The 17,935-nt window shown below is 58.9% G+C and carries 14 protein-coding genes and 1 pseudogene; 9 read left to right on the top strand and 6 right to left on the bottom strand.

Annotated features, from left to right (window positions below):
- The first annotated feature begins 124 nt into the window (after positions 1 to 124).
- The 3 genes from KVG91_RS18355 to KVG91_RS18345 are packed head-to-tail and all read left to right on the top strand — an operon-like array spanning position 125 to position 3,519.
- Positions 125 to 1,051 (top strand): ATP-binding cassette domain-containing protein, encoded by a 927-nt coding sequence (locus tag KVG91_RS18355; RefSeq protein WP_169378203.1) that lies wholly within the window; start codon positions 125 to 127, stop codon positions 1,049 to 1,051.
- Positions 1,048 to 1,773: an ABC transporter permease gene (locus KVG91_RS18350; RefSeq protein WP_169378195.1), complete on the top strand. Its 726-nt coding sequence runs from the start codon at positions 1,048 to 1,050 to the stop codon at positions 1,771 to 1,773. The genes KVG91_RS18355 and KVG91_RS18350 overlap by 4 nt, the downstream gene beginning before the upstream one ends.
- Positions 1,774 to 1,788: 15 nt before the next feature.
- Positions 1,789 to 3,519: a Gldg family protein gene (locus KVG91_RS18345; protein ID WP_169378196.1), complete on the top strand. Its 1,731-nt coding sequence runs from the start codon at positions 1,789 to 1,791 to the stop codon at positions 3,517 to 3,519.
- 4 nt (positions 3,520 to 3,523) lie between these two features.
- On the opposite strand, the gene KVG91_RS18340 is transcribed toward KVG91_RS18345, so the two are convergent.
- The 3 genes from KVG91_RS18340 to KVG91_RS18330 form a co-directional block, all read right to left on the bottom strand.
- Positions 3,524 to 3,832: a class I SAM-dependent methyltransferase gene (locus KVG91_RS18340; RefSeq protein WP_169378197.1), complete on the bottom strand. Its 309-nt coding sequence runs from the start codon at positions 3,830 to 3,832 to the stop codon at positions 3,524 to 3,526.
- 250 nt (positions 3,833 to 4,082) lie between these two features.
- Positions 4,083 to 4,517, bottom strand: a complete 435-nt coding sequence (locus KVG91_RS18335; RefSeq protein WP_169378198.1) for a DoxX family protein — start codon at positions 4,515 to 4,517, stop codon at positions 4,083 to 4,085.
- Between the two features lie 103 nt (positions 4,518 to 4,620).
- Positions 4,621 to 6,042: an MltF family protein gene (locus KVG91_RS18330; RefSeq protein ID WP_169378199.1), complete on the bottom strand. Its 1,422-nt coding sequence runs from the start codon at positions 6,040 to 6,042 to the stop codon at positions 4,621 to 4,623.
- A gap of 236 nt (positions 6,043 to 6,278) precedes the next feature.
- Here KVG91_RS18330 and KVG91_RS18325 point away from each other — a divergent pair, with 236 nt between their 5' ends.
- The 5 genes and pseudogenes from KVG91_RS18325 to KVG91_RS18305 all read left to right on the top strand — a co-directional run.
- Positions 6,279 to 7,085 carry a TatD family hydrolase gene (locus KVG91_RS18325; protein WP_169378200.1) on the top strand — a complete coding sequence of 269 codons (807 nt, stop codon included), beginning with the start codon at positions 6,279 to 6,281 and terminating at the stop codon, positions 7,083 to 7,085.
- A gap of 96 nt (positions 7,086 to 7,181) precedes the next feature.
- Positions 7,182 to 8,663, top strand: a complete 1,482-nt coding sequence (locus KVG91_RS18320) for a methyl-accepting chemotaxis protein (RefSeq protein ID WP_169378201.1) — start codon at positions 7,182 to 7,184, stop codon at positions 8,661 to 8,663.
- 198 nt (positions 8,664 to 8,861) lie between these two features.
- Positions 8,862 to 13,571 carry an RHS repeat-associated core domain-containing protein gene (locus KVG91_RS18315; protein WP_217894921.1) on the top strand — a complete coding sequence of 1,570 codons (4,710 nt, stop codon included), beginning with the start codon at positions 8,862 to 8,864 and terminating at the stop codon, positions 13,569 to 13,571.
- A gap of 2 nt (positions 13,572 to 13,573) precedes the next feature.
- Positions 13,574 to 13,981: an Imm50 family immunity protein gene (locus tag KVG91_RS18310; protein ID WP_169375128.1), complete on the top strand. Its 408-nt coding sequence runs from the start codon at positions 13,574 to 13,576 to the stop codon at positions 13,979 to 13,981.
- A gap of 217 nt (positions 13,982 to 14,198) precedes the next feature.
- Positions 14,199 to 14,438: pseudogene (locus KVG91_RS18305) on the top strand (terminase); the annotation flags it as partial.
- Positions 14,439 to 14,472: 34 nt separating this feature from the next.
- Here KVG91_RS18305 and KVG91_RS18300 read toward each other — a convergent pair.
- The 3 genes from KVG91_RS18300 to KVG91_RS18290 form a co-directional block, all read right to left on the bottom strand.
- Positions 14,473 to 15,270: an acyl-CoA thioesterase gene (locus tag KVG91_RS18300; RefSeq protein WP_169375131.1), complete on the bottom strand. Its 798-nt coding sequence runs from the start codon at positions 15,268 to 15,270 to the stop codon at positions 14,473 to 14,475.
- Between the two features lie 89 nt (positions 15,271 to 15,359).
- Entirely contained in the window at positions 15,360 to 16,121 is a 762-nt protein-coding gene (locus tag KVG91_RS18295; protein ID WP_169375132.1) for a CHAD domain-containing protein, read from the bottom strand.
- Positions 16,122 to 16,165: 44 nt separating this feature from the next.
- Positions 16,166 to 16,444, bottom strand: coding sequence for a hypothetical protein (locus tag KVG91_RS18290; RefSeq protein ID WP_003172685.1), 279 nt, complete (start codon positions 16,442 to 16,444; stop codon positions 16,166 to 16,168).
- 232 nt (positions 16,445 to 16,676) lie between these two features.
- On the opposite strand from KVG91_RS18290, the gene KVG91_RS18285 reads away from it, so the two are divergent.
- Complete coding sequence (locus tag KVG91_RS18285) at positions 16,677 to 17,714, top strand: patatin-like phospholipase family protein (protein WP_169375134.1); 1,038 nt, start codon at positions 16,677 to 16,679, stop codon at positions 17,712 to 17,714.
- The last annotated feature ends 221 nt before the right edge of the window (positions 17,715 to 17,935 follow it).

Raw genomic sequence — 17,935 nt, 5'->3', positions numbered from 1 at the left:
GCGGCCTGCTTGCCCTGCACGTAGGAATTCTCTGATTAATACTTATCGACGTTCCCAAAACCCGCCATTCCCCGTACCCTTTTTTCACGCCCCCTACGTCATGCCTAACTTATTCGGTAAAAAAATGATCGAAATAAGCAATCTGACAAAACACTCGGGTAACACAACTATAATCAGTGATGTTTCGTTCAGCGCTCATCAACAGGAATGCCTGGGCTTGTTCGGGCAAGATCATTCAGCCAAGACCGTCCTGCTCGATCTAATAGCCGGATCGATGCAACCGTCCAGCGGACATATAAACATCCAGAGCGTCAATACCCACACCGATGCTTTAAAAGCGAGACAACTTGTCGGCTACCAACTGTCGAAGGACATCGGTCATCCAACAATGTCCGTCAAAGTGTTCCTTGACTTCATCGCCACCGTTCGCGGCTACCACGGCGCCGAAAAGCGCGCACGGTTGGAGCAGGTTATCGCACGACTGGAATTGTTCCCGGTGCTCGGTATACCCCTCGATGCGCTCTGCATCGGCTGGAAACGCAAAGTCGCCATTGCCCAGGCTGTCCTGCACGGCCCCGCCCTGTTACTGCTGGATGAGCCAACTGAAGGGCTCGCACCTGAACACAAGCATGCGCTCATGGCACTTATCCATTCATTGGCGCAAGAGATGACCGTGATCATTGCTTCTCGTCACTGTGAAGAACTGGCGCAGCTGTGCTCCCGTGCATTGGTCATGGCAGGCGGTCGCCTGGTGGCCGATACCTCATTGCCAAATCTACAGCGCGATTCGCGTCACTTCCAGGCAGTCACACTTGCTGCGGATAACCCGCTGGACCTGCTGGCACTGGCCGTGCTGCCGGGCGTGGCAGGCATTGAGGAACATCGACACGCACCCGGGACAGTGACCGTTCTCGCCATGCCCGGCCACACCATCTATCCCCATATCAACACGCTGATTGCCAGTCGTCGCTGGAAAATCAACTCGATGAACCTGGAACCGGGTCGTCTGAATGATGTGGTCCACCATCTGAGCAAGGAGGCGTCCCTTTGAAATTAATGCCCATCATTTTAAAGCGTCAACTCGCCAGCTATGCCGGCACACCCGTTACTTACCTGAGCATTGCAATCTTCCTGACACTGTCGGTGACGCTGGGCAGGTACATAAGCCCGTGGCCATTACACAACAGCAGTGACTTGCAGGTATTTTTCCAATTCCATCCCTGGCTATATCTATTTCTGGTTCCTGTCCTGGCGACGCAACTATGGTCGGACGAAACCAATGCAGGCTTTTTCTACCTGATGAGAACCCTGCCCATTACGACCTATGAATGGGTCATCGGAAAATTTCTAGCCGCCTGGCTCGTAGCAGGCATCGCCCTGGTTCTGATGTTTCCTCTGGTCATCACCGCCAACTACTTGGGCCGGGCGGACAACAGCGTTATTGCTTCACAATTTATGGCAAGTTGGCTGCTGGCAGGCAGTTACCTGTCTATCGGTTGCTTTGTTTGCACATTCGTGCATCAGCGTACTGTGATTTTCTTGCTGACCCTGGGTTTGCTATTGGCGGCCAGTGGACTTTCTACGGTATTGGATGCGCTGGAGCACCAAGTTCCAATCGGATTGATCGACAGGCTGGCGTCAATCAGTCCGACGTTGAGATTCAGCAGTATCGATGATGGGAAGCTCACCCTTCACGACACGCTTTACTTCATCAGCATGATCCTCGCCTTTCTCGCTGCGACGACAGTCACGCTCAACTACAAACACAGCTGAGAAGGGAAACCCTTAATGCGGTCCACTCTGCGCACCGGCATGGCACTCACCGTGACTTTCCTGCTTTTCCTGGCTTTCAATCTGGTTTGGATAAGTAAACTCCCTGATATACGGTGGGATTTTTCTCAGCACAAAACCCACACCTTATCAGCTGCGGTACAGCAGATGCTCGCCACTTTGGAAAGTCCAGTGGATTTGTATTATTTCAACTCGAACAACGACCCGAAAAGAACCCACGCAGTGCAACGCTACAGTAAGCGTATTGAGGATCTGCTCAAGGAATATGAAAAAGCGGCCAATGGCATGGTCAACCTGCACGTTATAGAACCTGCACCTTTTTCGGAAGACGCCTACAAAGCCCGGCTATCGGGCCTCGATGACAACGCGGGGTTTCTCGGCCTGATCGGCACCCGCGCCGGTCACGGTGTGCGACGAATCGGTTCCTTCAGCGTCGACCGAGAGTCCTTGCTCGAATATGAAATCGGCCACTTGCTCCATAAATTGCAGCACCCGGAACGCCCGGTCGTTGCGCTGCTCTCGGGCCTGGCACTGGATGATTCTGCAGGTCGGTTGCTGCAGGAACTGCGGCGGGAGTTCGATCTGGTCCACCTGGAGCCGACTGCCGCACCGGTCCCCGAGCACATCCGGACGCTGATGCTCGTGCACCCGCAGGCGTTACCTGAGCGGACCCTGTACTGGATCGAGCAATTTGTATTGAGGGGAGGCAAATTGATGATGTTTATCGACCCCTTGAGCGAACACCGTTCAAACGCCACCCCAGTCAATACGCGGCTGGACGAACTGCTGGCTGCCTGGGGTATCCGGATGCCAGCCGACAAGCTGGTGGTGGACGCCCTCTACACACCCTGGGAGACACCGGGCAAGCCAAATCAGATGCGGTTGAACCTGCCTCGGCCGGCGATGAACACAAACGATATCAGCACGTGGAACCTTAACAGGGTGACGGTATCGAGCAGTGGTGCGCTCTTGCGGCTGAATAAAGGTCGCACGTCCTTCACGCCGCTCCTGCAAAGTTCCGAGCAGTCCTTCCTGCTGGATGCCGATAGCCTCACTGGCGCCAGCACGTTCGAGTCATTGATCGAACGAGCGACGAACCAGGAGCAACGTCAGGTGATTGCTGCGCGTATAGAAGGGCCGAGCTATTCGGTGTTTCCCGAAGGACTCAGGGAGCAACCTCCCGGCTTGCAGAAAGCCGCGCAGATCCATGTCGTGGTCGTCGCTGACACGGACCTGCTCATGGACAAAGTCAGTCACCCGGCGCCTGACGGCAACCCGCTGTTTGTCTTGAATACGTTGGATAACCTGTCGGCCCCCGACACACTCGCGGCCATTCGCCCCCACGTGCCGCCGCGCACCGCACCCACGGTATTGGAGAGCATGCGCGGTGTCGCGAAACAGGCCTATCGTGCCAAGGCCAGCGAACTGGAACGGCGCCTGCAACGCACCGAACAGGAATGGCAACGACTGAGCCCATGGACAACCGCCCTGGGCACCCAGGCAGTGGACACCACTACCCAGCTGCAAGCGCTCAATAAAGAACGTCTGCGTTTGCCCATGGAACTGCATGCCTTGGAGCGCGAAGCCTATGCGCAGGTGCGTCGCCTCGAATTGGCGATAGCGCTGATGGTGACCTTTGCGATACCGCTGATGTTATGCCTGATCGCCTGGGTGGTCTTCGTGGGCCATCGCCGGCGCCGGCTGCAAGCGGCCAGCCTGGCCCAGTGAACGCTCAGCGACGGGCGATCAGCCCTTGTCGGGCAATGCGGGTCAATTGACGAATAACATCGTCGGCGTCGTCAGCCGTAGGCGCCTGGATCACCGCGAGGTCAAAACTGTTGCTGGCAAAACGCGCGAGGGAATCGCCATCTTCGACAAACTGGATCAGGAACGCCGAAGGTCGGCCAGTACGGCGCGGCCAGCCATCCAGGTAACGCAGCAGCGTCGGCTGGTGCTTGCCGCCCAGGAGGATCTTGGGATTGCGTTGAGTGAGGTCCGCGGTGATCGGGGCCAGGCGTATCAGGGGGCGTGGTGCATTCATCGTGTCGTGTCTCTGCCTCAAAAGTCTGCGGGCAGGTGAGAGGCAACACCGAACCAGCGCTTTAGCGGAATTTCGAAGCATGGAGCATGCTTCTGTCGGGACCGATAACGATCACCCATGGCGCCCCGCAATTAGCTGTTTAAATCGGCGCATGAGCGGCATCCTAGAGAAGCCGGTAGGGCGGTGTCAAGAATCCAGAGCAACGAAAAGGCCCGCGCAGGGCGGGCCGATTCAGGGTGTGGCGCAAGCGTCAGCGGGCGATGGCGCGGTCGGCAGACAGTTTGCCGGCACCTTCCAGCAGCACCGCGAGTGAGCCGCCGAGCAGGGCCAGGGCGAACTCGTAACCATTGTTGGCCATGAACAGACCGTTATGGATGTGCACCGAGAAGATCGCCACCAGCGACAGGATCGTCAGGCCCAAAGCCGCAGGGCGAGCCAGCAGGCCGATGATCAAAGCCAGGCCGGCGAAGAACTCAGTACCGCCCGACAGCAGCGCCATCAGCGTACCGGGCGCCAGGCCGATGCTTTCCATCCACTGTGCAGTGCCCGCCAGGCCATAGCCGCCAAACCAGCCAAAGAGTTTCTGCGAACCGTGGGCGGCGAAGATGATGCCGACCACGATGCGCAGAATGGTCAGGCCATAACCGGCGCGGGTGGACAGGATGCTTTTGATCAGTGGGCTCATGGTGACAATCCTTTTCAAAGTAGGGGTTGGTTGGCCGCCATAATAATCAGATTAAACAATGATAAAAGCCGAAAAAATGCCTAATTAATATCGATTAAATAGATCACTTGGCTAAAGCAATTTTGGTCGGCGGCGGCTCCAGGGACTCCCGCTCCCGATCGAACGCCAAATAGTACTTGTTGACACTGTTCACATAGCTGACGCCGCCCATACCGACTTGCTCCATGGCGATGCGTTCAACCTGGAAAAACCACTGGTTGGGGTTCAACCCTCGACGCTTGGCTTCGGTACGCATGCCCTGCACCCGCTCCGGCCCCATGTTGTAGGCCGCCAGCACGAACGCCATGCGCTCGCGCTCGTTGAGCTTGGGGCTGGCGAAAAACTTACGGCGGATCATTGCCAGGTAGCGCGCGCCCGCCTGCACATTGCTATCAAGGTTTTCGATATTGTTGACGCCCACACGCTGCGCTGCCGACGGGGTGATCTGCATCAGGCCGGTCGGCCCCCCGTTACTGCGTGCGCCAGGATCAAGCGCCGATTCCTTGAATGCCAGTGCCGCAAGGTTCAGCCAGTCCATGCCCTGCTCGCGGGCGTGCTTTTGCAACACCGGACGCAGTTTTTCCAGGCGCTGGCGGTCAATGCGTGCCAATGGGTTACGCACTTGGTACAGCCGACGATAAATACGCTGGAACACCACATCCTGGTCGGAGGGGGTTCGATAGGTCTTGAGGAAACGATCAATGCTCGCCCTCAGCATCGAGGCATCCTGGCGCACGAACCAATACTCGTCGCCCGGTTCGCTGATCACCACCTGCTTATCGAAGCGCAACTTGGGCAGGATCTTCGACCAGCGCTCGGCAATCGGCTTTTCGACAATGGTCAGGTGGAAAATACCGGCTTGGACCATCTCCAGCACATCTTCCACGGCCAGGGTCGGGTCCACCCATTCCACCTTGATCGGTGGCTGCTTGTGCAGGGCCAGTTTCTGGTTGACTTGGCTGATGGCATCCGCCGCCGCACTGCCGGTGGTCAATGCCAGGGTGCGTCCGGACAGTTGCTCCAACGTGGTAAACCGTCGCTCGCCCTTCACCCCCACCAGCCACAGCGGCACGCCGCTGGCAATCGGATCGCTGGCGCTGATCTTGTGCGCGGCCTTCACATCGAGCAGTTCACCGGGCGCCACCAGGTCGCCTTCGCCACGGGCCAGCGCGCCGAGCAACTGGTCCTTGGCCTTGGGAATGATCTTGAGCGTGATGTCGCGCCCATCCTGGGCATGACTATTGAGGTACTGCTCAAAGGCGCGCAGGCGGTGGTACTCGACGCCGATGGCCTGGCCCTGGACTTCACCGGAGCTGTTGCGGCTCTGGTTGACCAACACACGCAGGGTGCGGCTGGAGCGAATCTGCGCCAAGTCGCGAACCTTGCCGGGCTTGGTCACTTCCAGCGGCCCGTCCAGACGCGCAACCGCAGCCATGGGCAGCAGTAACGTCAGGCACAACATAAGCAACGCCGAGGGTCGGATCATCCGCTCTCCGGAAAGAATACTGGCCAGCGCCGTCGCGAAAAACGAGGCGGTGGACGTCAGAAACAGAGCGCTTTATGCGCAGGCTTTGCGCGCAACGGTGGCACAGGGCAAGGCGTTCGGCCAACCACAATGTCACTTGCGACGTTCAAAGACAGCTATAACTCTTTGTAGTTCTTCGTTTTTCTTATAAATCTACAGCTCTGATATGCTTTCCGGCCGCAGGCGGAGATAGCACCATGCAACTCATTGATATCGGCGTCAACCTGACCAACCCCAGTTTCGACGAAAAGCACCAGGCCGTGCTCGACCGTGCCTATGCCGCCGGCGTGCAACAATTGGTGCTCACCGGTACCAGCGTCGAGAGCAGCGAACAGGCTCTGGAGCTGTGCGTAAAACTGGATGAAAGCGGCCAGCGCCTGTTCAGCACCGCCGGCATCCACCCCCACTCTGCCAGCGACTGGAACGGCGACAGTACCCAGCGCTTGCGCAGCCTGCTCAACGAGAGCCGCGTACGCGCAGTTGGCGAGTGCGGGCTGGATTTCAATCGGGATTTTTCACCGCGCCCGCAGCAGGAAAAAGTCCTGGAAGAACACTTGGCCCTGGCCGTCGAGCTGAAACTGCCGGTGTTCCTCCATGAGCGTGACGCCAACGAACGCCTGCTGGCCGTCCTCAAGGACTACCGCGACCACCTCACCGCCGCCGTGGTGCACTGCTTCACCGGCGAACAAGCGGCACTGTTCAGTTACCTCGACCTCGATCTGCATATTGGCATCACCGGCTGGATCTGCGACGAACGCCGTGGGACACACTTGCACCCGCTGGTCAGGGAAATTCCCCGCGGGCGCCTGATGCTGGAAAGCGACGCGCCCTACCTGCTGCCGCGTACCTTGCGTCCCAAACCGAAAAATGGTCGCAACGAACCCGCGTATCTGGCGGAAATACTGCGCGAAGTCGCCCTGCATCGCAACGAAAGCGTGGAAGACCTGGCCAGCCACAGTACCGCCTGCGCCCGCGCGTTTTTTGGGCTGCCCGTGGTGGATTAATGCGGCGCATTGACCCATGTCAAAACGGTTTTCATCGATAGCGGCACAATAATGGCACCTTGCCAATGCTGTTTCCGCTATCAGAGAAAACCTTCCATGGGTGCCTGGCTTAGCAATATCTCGCTGAAGTACAAATTCTGGGCCGTCAACGCGGTCGCTTTCATCACCACCCTGCTGCTGGTGCTCTATGCGGTGCAGCTGGAACAACAGGCGCGCAGCGATGCATCGCGAGCCTCGGCTCAGGCGCAAGCTCACTTGCTCAGCGCATGGCCGGCCGGCGAAGCATTGCCCAAGGGCGAGCACTGGCTGACGTTCAAGCGCGGCCAAGTCCCACAAATGGCTGGACAGGATCTGTCAGTCCTGGCCAGTACCCTCGGCTGGGTCGAACTCAACCCCATGCCGGTGTTCGGTGAAAACCCGCTGATGGGCGCTGAAGTCATCGCCCGCACTGACGGTCAATACGTCGCCATCCTGGCCTACGCGCCAAGCCTGAGCCAAGTGTTCGGCGAACGCTTCGCCAACTACGCCGTGGCGGTATTGATCCTGATGCTGGCGATGCTGGGCGCTTCACAACTGCTGATCCGCTTCCTGCTCAGCCAGCTCAACACCCTCAAGGACGTGATGCTGCACGTGGAGAAAACCGGCGATCTGTCGGCGCGCGTGCCATTGGCCTGCAAAGATGAAGTCGGCCAGATGGCCAGCGCCTTCAATGCCATGCAGGCCGGCTACCAGCGTGTGGTCAATACCGTTGCGCGCACCGCCAAGCAACTCGACGAAGGTGCCGCGCGGTTGGCCAGCAGCATGAACGAGGTGCGGCACGGCATGCTCGGCCAGCAAAGCGAAACCGACCAGGCCGCCACCGCCATCAACGAGATGACCGCCACCGTCCACCACATCGCGCAGCACGCCGGCGCCACCCGCGACCTGTCGCAGACCGCCGACACCCTCGCCGGCAGCGGCCAGGAAGTGGTCAGCCGGGTACAGCGCTCGATCGCCGGTCTGTCCACCGGCGTGCAACAAACCGCGGAAATGATCCAGAAACTCGCCGAAGACAGCCAGAAAATCAACGGTGTGGTCAGCGTGATCCACAGCATCGCCGAGCAGACCAACCTGCTCGCCCTCAACGCCGCCATCGAAGCTGCCCGCGCCGGCGAAATGGGTCGTGGCTTCGCCGTGGTCGCGGACGAGGTGCGCAACCTGGCCAAGCGCGTGCAAAGCTCCACCGACGAAATCACCCGCATGGTCTCGGCCCTGCAAGCCGGCACCCGCGACGCGGTGGACTTCATGCAGGAAAGCTCATTCAAGGCTGACGACTGCGTACAGCAAGCCCAGGAGGCCGGTGCCGCGCTCGCCGAAATCACTGGCGCCGTGGCGCAGATGCGCGAAAGCAACACCCAGATCGCCGTCGCCGCCGAACAACAAAGCCACGTCGCCGAAGAGATGAACCGCGCGGTGGTGAGCATTCGCGATGTGACCGAGAACACCGTGCAGCAGACCGTGGACTCTGCGACCACGAGCAATGAACTGGCCACCCTGGCCGCGGAACTGAGCAAGGCGATTGGGCAGTTGAAGCTGTAGGATTGTTCAACCTGTAATCCTTTGCCTACTACAAACCCTCGGTTTACCCGAGGTTTTGGCGAAACGTCCTAGACATCCCGGCGAATAACGCCGACTTCTTTTACCCGCCAACCTCTCCAAAGTCTCTCGCCTGATCAATCAGCGCGAGGGACCGCCGATGCACTTCTCCATCATTGCCCCGCTCAATGGGGCTGCCTCTTGATTCCGGTTATCGGCAAGTTCGTCCTGTCCCCCCTGGACGCCAGGCAGCCGGACGTCGACAGCGTTTTTCGTGACTTGCGCCAGTGCCTGAACACCTTTGACGCCTGGGCCGAAAGTTTCTGGACGGGTTCGGCGCTGGAAGTGGAGCAGGTGTTCAAGGTGGGTGACGAAGTCTCCCTCGTCACTCCCGCGTCGTCTAAAGAACCCAGTCGCACCGTTGCCGTGTGCAAGGCCCAGGGCTCGCTGACGCTGGTCCATATGTTCGAAAGCACGCGGTTTGTGCCCATCGGCAACACGCCGGTGATGCTGCAGGCAATTGCCGCCGACGGCAGCCCGACAGGTGCGCCGATTCATCGAATGATTGGCCCCAGCGGCATGCTTCACATCGACGATTGCACCCGCGATCAGCCATACCAGATCACTTTTTATCCCAACGTTTCCAAGGATCACGTCAAGGCGCTGTATGCGTCTTATCAGGCGCTGATCGCGGGGCTGGACGAGCGCCTGCGCGAGGAGTGGAAAAAGACCTTCAAGCCGCAATGGGACGACTTTGCCAACGCCACGCCCTTCGAGCGCAGCGCGATGCAAGGGTTGGCGTTCTCGACCGGGATCGGCAAGGCGCTCTACAACCTGTGGGACGACCTCACGCAGTTGTATGAACTGCTGGCGGACCTCAAGGCCAACAGCCGGAAGCTGCTGCAGTACGTCTCCCAGGCCGAACTTGATGAGCTGCTGAAGCTGGGCAAGGACGCCGTGGCCAAAGGCCTGCTGGTGCTCAGCGATGAGCCGCTGTTGTTCATCTACCTGTCAGCCATGGTGGCCTGGATACGCCTGCTGCCGCCGCCGCAGATGTACGAGTTGCTGGGCGAGATAACCGGCGAGGTGCTGATCAATCTGTTCCTGGCCTGGGCGACGCGGGGCATGGGGGTGCAGGTTCGGCTGGGGGTCCAGACGCTGGGGCATATCAAGTCCGGGTGGGTGCGCACGTGGCTGCAAAGGCTGGCGGATCAGCTCGTGGGGCCTGGGTTGGAACCGCATGTCGAAGTGGCCAAACCGTTGTTGCTGGGGAGCGCGGCGACGCCGATCAAGGCCGTGCCGGTTGCGCCGTTGAAGGCTGGGGATCAGTTGGTTTCCAACCCGGTGCCGGTGGTGCGCAACAAGTCCCAGCGGACGGTGTTGGTGCGGCAGGAGCCTGTGGACGATGTGCCTGCTGTGGCTAAGAACCCGGCGGGGGATGCGGCCACTTCTGCGGATAAAACCGCCACCAACGGTTGCCCCGTGTCGATGGTCACTGGCGAGGAATTACTGACGCTGACCGATGGCGCTCTGGACGGGGTTTTGCCGTTCGAGTGGGCCCGGTTGTACCGCACCAGTGCGGTGGAAGTGGATGGCGGGTTGGGGTTTGGCTGGAGTCATTCTTTATCGCATCGGCTGAGTGTTTCCGCTGATTCGGTGGTGTGGACGGACCACGAGAACCGGTCTACCACCCTGCCCTTGCCCACGGTTTCTCGGCCCGCGATTACCAATAGCCTGGCCGAAGCGGCAATTTATTTGGGCTCGTCGCCGGATGAGTTGGTGCTGGCTCAGGCATCACGGTTCTACCACTTCCGCGACGGTGTGCTGTTCTCGATCAGCGATGCGTACGACAACCGGCTGCGGATTTCCTGGGATTTTTTGGGGCGCATCGAGCGGCTGGATAACGGTGTCGGGCGTTCGCTGTTTTTGCGCTACGCGTCGGGCCGCATTGTGGCGGTGGAGTACCAGATTGAGCGGGCAGTGGACGACGGCCCGTTTGTCTGGGTGACGGAGCAGAACGTTGTTTCTTACGCCTACGACGACCTAGGACGGTTGGTCTCGGCGACCAATGCCGTAGGCGAAATCGAGGTTTATCGGTACGACGAGCAGCACGTCATTCTTGAGCGTGGGTTGGCTGGTGGGGCGAGCTTCTATTGGGAGTGGGAAAGGTCTGGCAAGACGGCGCGATGTGTCCGGCATTGGGCCAGCTTTTCGCAGATGGACACGCGGTATGTCTGGGGTGATGACGGCCGGGTCACAGTTTTTAACGCCGATGGCAGTCAGGAAGTCTATGTCCATGATGATCGTGCGCGGCTGGTACAGCGGGTGGATCCGGATGGCGCCCAACACTTCAAATCCTACGACGACAAAGGCCGGCTGACGGTTGAGCAGGACCCGCTCGGGGCGATCACCGCGTATCAGTACGACGAAGCCGGGCGCTTGGTGGCGTTGTTTCCGGGGGACGATGAACCGACGACCTACGAGCATGACCACGGTTTCGTACGGGTTGTGCGGCGTGGCAAGGCAGTCTGGAAATACGAGCGTAATGAACAGGGCGACGTTACGCGCAGGACCGATCCCGACGGTAACTCTACGGACTACAGCTACAACAAATACGGACAACTGACACAGGTTTGGTACCCGAATCACAGCTGTCATCGCTTGGCATGGAATGCGCGCGGCCAGTTGCTTGAAGAGCAATTGCCAAATGGCGGCGTGAAGCGCTATCGCTACGACGAACTGGGCCGCCAGATTGCGCGCGAAGACGAACACGGCGCGCTGACGCAGTATCAGTGGGATGCCGCAGGCCGTTTGCTGAAACTGACTCAGCCCGGTAGCGCCACACGGGAATACAGCTACAACGCCTACGGAAAAATCACCTCTGAACGCGATGAACTAGGCCACGTCACCCGCTACGAATACGCCGACGGCCTGCACCTGATCAGCCGCCGCATCAACGCCGACGGCACCCAGGTCAACTACCGCTACGACAACGCCCGGCTACTGCTGACCGAGATCGAAAACGAATCAGGCGAAACCTACCGACTCCAGTACCACAACAACGGCCTGATCCAGCAGGAAATCGGCTTTGACGGCCAGCGCACCGCCTACGTCTACGACCTCAACGGCAACCTGCAGGAAAAAACCGAACACGGCGACGACGGCAGTCAGCTAATTACCCGCTACGAACGCGACTATGCCGGTCGCCTCGTCAGAAAAACCCTGCCCGACGGCAATATCATCGATTACGCCTACGACCGCCAAGGCAATCTCCTCAGCGTCGACGACGGCCATTGGTTTTTAGCCTACGAATACGACCCACAAAACCGCCTCACCGCCGAACACCAAGGCTGGGGCACCTTGCGCTATGGCTACGACCCCTGCGGCCAATTGAAGAACCTGCGCCTGCCGGACAACAACCGACTGGCGTTCAACTACAGCAAAGGCGGCCAGCTCAGGAAGGTAGCGCTAAATGGCCACACACTCACCGAGCACCAGTTCGATGCCGGTCGAGAGCGCAACAGAGGCCAAGGCAAGCTGCTCAGCAGCTACCAATATGACGACCGGGGGCGCTTGTTCAACCACGGCCTGTGCGACGTCAAAGGTGCGGTTTACCAACGCCACTACGACTACGACAAATCCGGCAACCTCACCCGCCTGAACGACACCCGCAAAGGCGAACACCGCTACCACTACGACCCACTAAACCGCCTCACCCGCGCCGACCACGCCCAAGGCGAGCAGGAACGCTTCGCCCACGACCCGGCCGGCAACCTGCTCATGCAAGACCGCCCCGGTCCGGACATCGTCGCCGGCAACCGCCTGATGATCCAGGGCGACCGCCACTACGACTACGACGCCTTCGGCAACCTCATCCGCGAACGACGCGGCAAAGGCCATCAACTCGTCACCGAATACCGCTACGACTGCCAGCACCGACTGATCGGCATCACCCAACCCAACGGCCAAACCGCCAGCTATCGCTACGACCCGTTCGGCCGCCGCATCAGCAAAACCGTCGACGGCATCACTACCGAGTTCTTCTGGCAAGGCGAAAAACTCATCGCCGAACACCATGCGGATCGTCACCGCAGCTATCTCTACGAACCGGACAGCTTCCGCCCGCTGGCGCTGCTGGAAGGTTTCGGTCCAAAAGAGACAAAGCCTTACCACTACCAACTCGACCACCTGGGCACGCCACAGGAACTCACCGCACCGGATGGCGAAATCGTCTGGTCCGCGCAGTACCGCGCCTATGGCGAAATCAGCCGCCTCGATATAGGAAAAGTCGACAACCCGCTGCGCTTCCAAGGCCAATACTTCGATCAAGAAAGCGGCCTGCACTACAACCGCCATCGCTACTACAATCCGGATATTGGTCGTTACCTGACACCGGACCCGGTAAAGCTGGCGGGTGGGATCAATGCGTACCAGTACGTGCCTAATCCTACTGGGTGGGTGGATCCGCTAGGGCTGAGCGCCAACTGCCCGCCGAAAGGGAAATACCCGTCATCCTGTAAAGCATCGGATGAACCAGAAGCACCCGATGTTTCACGCAAAGGCGCCTTCAGAGAAGCGAAAAGAGATGCCGGTATACCAATGGCCCAGAGCCCGGACATGGTAGTAGACCCAGACACAGGAAAGACCAAACAATACGCTATCGAAAAAATGACGGACAAAAATGAAAAAAGAATACTGGATGATAACGGTATGCCCATCGACACAAGGGTTTATCAATTTACACGGTCGGACGGTTCAAAAATACTTATTCAAGACCACTCGGCTGGTCATAAATTCGGTCGGGTAGATGGCATTGGGGATCACCCTCCGCACTTCAACTTGCGACCAATCGATAAGCCTCGAAAAGGCTATATTGAAGGCGCAAAAAGACATTATCCATTCAGGAAGTAGACATGAAATATTGGAATGATTTAGATGGAAGCATATTTTTTAACAAGCTTTTTAGCTTTTCTGTCGAAATTGGAAAAATAGCTCTTTTTTCCATAAGAATAGAAAATGACCAACCTTGCATTGGCATGGGTTTCGATATACCTGAATTTCCAGATAACTTACCAGAAAAATGGAAAAATAAAGGATATAACATGTGTAGAGTAGGTCTGACTTTCCATGAGATCAAAAACCTGAAGATTTCAAATATTCCAGCACATGAGGTTTTTACCGTAAAGATCAACAAAGACAGTGACTATTTTACATTTGAAGCCATCAGCGACAACGCATCCATAAAGTTCAATGCAAAATTCATATCACTTAAAGACCCTAGCGTTTACATTAACGGGCCGGACGACTACTACTTCAAATAATCCGAACATGAAACCATCGGATAACCATTCTGGCTGGCCGATAGCAAGCTCACTTTTCTGGTGCACATGGATGACCATGACTGCGTGATTTGGGCATAAACACGGCTGGCCACAACTTGTGCTCTATGCCCCCCATAGCCAACCCCAATTCGCCCCCTCCGCCCCACCCCACCTAAACTCTGCCCAAGCCACTTCAACGGACAGAGGATTCACCATCATGGGCAAACGTCACCCCAATCTCCCCGCCTGGCAATGGCGTACCCACCCGCAGAACCACCAGCACCCGACCAACCAGGCTTTGCGCCTGATTGCCGTGCCGCTGTTCGTCATCGGGTTTCTGTTGATCGTATCCGGGGTATTCAGCCTCAGCCCCGCCAGTATTGCCGTAGGCATTGTCGGCATCCTGGCTGGCCTGGCGTTGCAGCGGCAGGGTCATCGCGTCGAAGCACAGACCGCTTTGTGTTGAACAGCAGCGCCACCCGACACTAAGGTCAGGCAAAGACCACCACGGTCTGGCGGCTAAGGGCGATCAGTTCGCCGGTCGGGCTCCAAAGTGAGGCAGCGGCGTGGCCGTAACCGTCGCGGGCGTGCTCGATAATGACGTGGTACTGGCACCAGTCGAGTGTCGTGAGGGCTTGCAGGGGCTGGATGAATTCTATGGTCCAGGTCAACGTGCTGCCCGGTGCCGGCTTTTTCAGGTGCGGCAGCAAGGCCGGCGGCCAGGCATCGACCAGGGCGAGGATGTGCGCCTCGGTCAGCGGCTCTTCTTTGACATCCCCTCGCAAACGCACCCAACCGCCCATGTCGCGGGATTTATTCCCGGTGAACGGCAAGCCGCCGACGCTCCAGCGCATTGCCAAGTGGCGCATGAACTCGGGAGTGACGCCCTTGATGTAGGGCAGTTCCTGGCACTCATCCCAGTGTTTGAACACCGGTGGTGCTTCATTCTCGACCGCAATTTCCGATGCTCGGGGCGCGCCGAAGCTGGCTTGTACCAGCGTCGCCACTTCACCGTTCTGTACCACCCGACCGAGCAACTGGCTGACGGCCTTGCCTTCTCGCAGCACTTCGACTTGATAACTGGCGGGAACGTCCGGCGCTACCGGGCCGACAAAGGTGATTGCCAGCGAGCGCAATGGGCGATCGGCCGGCACCTGGGCACGCAGGGCTTCGTACTGCAAGGCGGCAACCAGGCCACCAAAGGTCGCGCGACCCTGGGCCCATTCGGCGGGGATGGTGACGTCCAGCGGGTTGCTACGGGCGGCGTCGAGCAAATCACTAAAGCGCATGGCGGTCTCACATCAAAGAGAACAGATGGGAGATATTAACCATCGGGCCCGCCAGGTACAGCGTTTATCCGGCCAAAAGCCGGACCCGCTCAGAAACAGTCGCGGCTGAGTTTATCCAGCACCCGATCCGCCTGGCGCTCGGCCTTGGCCATGGTGCGGTGCCACACCGCAACGCAAGGTTGCAGATCCGCCTGGTGCTCGGCCTGGGCCAACCATTGCCAGCAGTCGTGCCAATCGCCCAGCGCACCTTGGGCTTTTTTCAGGTGCGACATGGCGTTGGCGGGCAACCTGTTCAATGCGGGGTAGGCCTCGGCGGCGTAGCGCACGCGCTTGATCAGCAAACGCAGGCGGTGGCGATCATGGTCGGGATCTTCCAAGGCTTCATCGAGTTTCTGCCATTGCTTGGCCAAACGCTTTTCGATACGCGAGCGCAGGCCCTTGAGCAACTTCTGGTGTTCGCAGGCACGGACAAACCGTGGGAAAGCATCGAGGATCAGCAGCAGATGCGCGAGCTCCGGGCTTTGCGCCACCTGGCGATAGGCATCGGGCTGCAGACGCAGGCGCCGGTCAGCGGCCTCGTGATGGCCATGCTGGTGCAAATACGCCGCCAGCACCTCGCGGTCACGTAGCGGCGTCGTCAATTGGCCGACCGCGCTGGCGCACGACTCAAGCTGTTCCACCCCCGGCAACCCGCGCAAGGGGCGCAACAAGCTGCGCAGCCGGCGCACCGTGGTGCGCAGATCATGCAGGGCTTCATCGTCGGTGACGGCGGCGAGGCGAGCCTGGCAGCTCAGTAACCCTACTTCCAGGCCAATGACCTGAGCGACTAACTGATCGACCAACGCTGACATCCTGCCCCCACTCTCTGATGAAAAATCCTGCTCACCACTCTAGGTCAACGCCCGGCGCGCGACTCACGAATATAGAACCGTGCTTTCTCGGCCTTGTTTGAGCAGCCTTCAAACGCTTCAAATTGTTGCTGGGTCTTGGCACCCGTCAACAATGAGAGTGCTTTAGAGTAGCTCACGGTGCCGGCAAACCCTTCGGCCTTGGCCAGGTCGAGTTCTTTCCAGGCGGCGTCCAATTGGCTGCCGCAGCTGTCGCGGTACGCGGTTTTACCGGCACAACCGGCCAGCGCCAGCATGATCACAGGCACACACATCCAGGCTTTCATTGATGACACCTCAAAATAAAAAAGAAGAAACAGTCGTACGTTGTAGACGTTGCCTACAGGGAAAAGTGCCTTGTCCGAGCCCGAAATTGACAGTACCTATTGGCCCAAGCATCGCCAAGCATACCCGAGCACCACGGCTATCCCGGAATAATATTGTGGGACCCCGCGACGATTGAAGCCACCCCCTCAATGGGTGCATTGTGGGCACCTGTTTTTGGGGAGTAAATCGACCATGAAAAAGCGTGTTGCCTTGGTGCTGGGTTCCGGCGGGGCCCGGGGCTACGCCCATATCGGGGTGATCGAAGAGATAGAACGGCGCGGCTATGACATCGCCTGTATCGCTGGCTGTTCGATGGGCGCCGTGGTGGGCGGGATCTACGCCGCCGGCAAGCTGGATGAATACCGCAACTGGATCGAAAGCCTCGACTACCTCGATGTACTGCGCCTGGTGGACGTGAGTTTCCGCCTGGGGGCGATTCGCGGCGAAAAGGTCTTCGGGCAGATCCGCAAGATCGTCGGCGAGATCAACATCGAAGAACTGCGCATTCCCTACACCGCCGTCGCCACCGACCTGACCAACCAACAGGAAATCTGGTTCCAGGAAGGCTGCCTGCATCAGGCCATGCGCGCATCGGCGGCGATTCCCAGCCTGTTTACCCCGGTGATGCAAGGCAACCGCATGTTGGTGGACGGCGGCCTGCTCAACCCGCTGCCCATCGTGCCGGTGGTGTCGAGCCATTGCGATTTGATCATCGCGGTCAACCTCAACGCCACCAACCAGAAACACTACCAGTTACCGGTGATCCAGCGCCCGCCGGCGTTCAAGAGTCGCTTCAACAACCTGGCCAAATCCCTGGGATCGCACCTGCCGTTTCGCCGCAAGCAGGCCGAACAGCTGATGAAGCTGGAGCAAGAGGCACTGGAGGCCCAGGCCGCGGAGATCAACCCGTGGCTGGAGTCCGCCGAGCCGGAATCCCAACAACCCGCCGCCGCACCGGAAAAACCCGGCGCGCCGAAGTCGGCGACCGGGTCGTTCATCATCGACAACGTCGGCCCGGCGTCACTGCTGGACCTGATCAACCAGAGCTTCGAGGTGATGCAGACCTCGCTGGCGCAGTACAAGATCGCCGGCTACCCGCCGGATGTACTGATCAACGTGCCCAAGCGCGTGTGCCGGTTTTTCGAGTTCTACAAGGCGCCGGAGTTGATCGCGCTGGGGCGGGAGATTGCCAGTGATACGCTGGATCGCTATGAAAGTGAGCAAGGCTGAGATTTTGCGTGTTACACATTTTTGTAGTGAGCGGGCTTGTCCCGCGCTGGGCGCGAAGCGGCCCCAAACATAAAGCCACCGCGAGTCCAGATAGAATCAGGTCGCCTGGTTTGGGGCGGCTTCGCCGCCCAGCGCGGGACAAGCCCGCTCACTACAGGGAGATTTGTCAGCCGTTGAAAATTGTGTAGACACCCATGCCTATCGCAGGCCAGTTCAAGCAC

This window comes from Pseudomonas azadiae, assembly GCF_019145355.1.
In the GTDB taxonomy this organism is placed as follows: domain Bacteria; phylum Pseudomonadota; class Gammaproteobacteria; order Pseudomonadales; family Pseudomonadaceae; genus Aquipseudomonas; species Aquipseudomonas azadiae.
This window is presented reverse-complemented; position numbering and strand designations above follow the sequence as displayed.

Bases quoted from the DNA above. Each gene is read 5' to 3' on its own strand.
- KVG91_RS18355 (WP_169378203.1), top strand. From the start codon at position 125: ATGATCGAAATAAGCAATCTGACAAAACACTCGGGTAACACAACTATA.
- KVG91_RS18345 (WP_169378196.1), top strand. From the start codon at position 1,789: ATGCGGTCCACTCTGCGCACCGGCATGGCACTCACCGTGACTTTCCTG.
- KVG91_RS18340 (WP_169378197.1), bottom strand. From the start codon at position 3,832: ATGAATGCACCACGCCCCCTGATACGCCTGGCCCCGATCACCGCGGAC.
- KVG91_RS18335 (WP_169378198.1), bottom strand. From the start codon at position 4,517: ATGAGCCCACTGATCAAAAGCATCCTGTCCACCCGCGCCGGTTATGGC.
- KVG91_RS18330 (WP_169378199.1), bottom strand. From the start codon at position 6,042: ATGATCCGACCCTCGGCGTTGCTTATGTTGTGCCTGACGTTACTGCTG.
- KVG91_RS18325 (WP_169378200.1), top strand. From the start codon at position 6,279: ATGCAACTCATTGATATCGGCGTCAACCTGACCAACCCCAGTTTCGAC.
- KVG91_RS18320 (WP_169378201.1), top strand. From the start codon at position 7,182: ATGGGTGCCTGGCTTAGCAATATCTCGCTGAAGTACAAATTCTGGGCC.
- KVG91_RS18310 (WP_169375128.1), top strand. From the start codon at position 13,574: ATGAAATATTGGAATGATTTAGATGGAAGCATATTTTTTAACAAGCTT.
- KVG91_RS18300 (WP_169375131.1), bottom strand. From the start codon at position 15,270: ATGCGCTTTAGTGATTTGCTCGACGCCGCCCGTAGCAACCCGCTGGAC.
- KVG91_RS18295 (WP_169375132.1), bottom strand. From the start codon at position 16,121: ATGTCAGCGTTGGTCGATCAGTTAGTCGCTCAGGTCATTGGCCTGGAA.
- KVG91_RS18290 (WP_003172685.1), bottom strand. From the start codon at position 16,444: ATGAAAGCCTGGATGTGTGTGCCTGTGATCATGCTGGCGCTGGCCGGT.
- KVG91_RS18285 (WP_169375134.1), top strand. From the start codon at position 16,677: ATGAAAAAGCGTGTTGCCTTGGTGCTGGGTTCCGGCGGGGCCCGGGGC.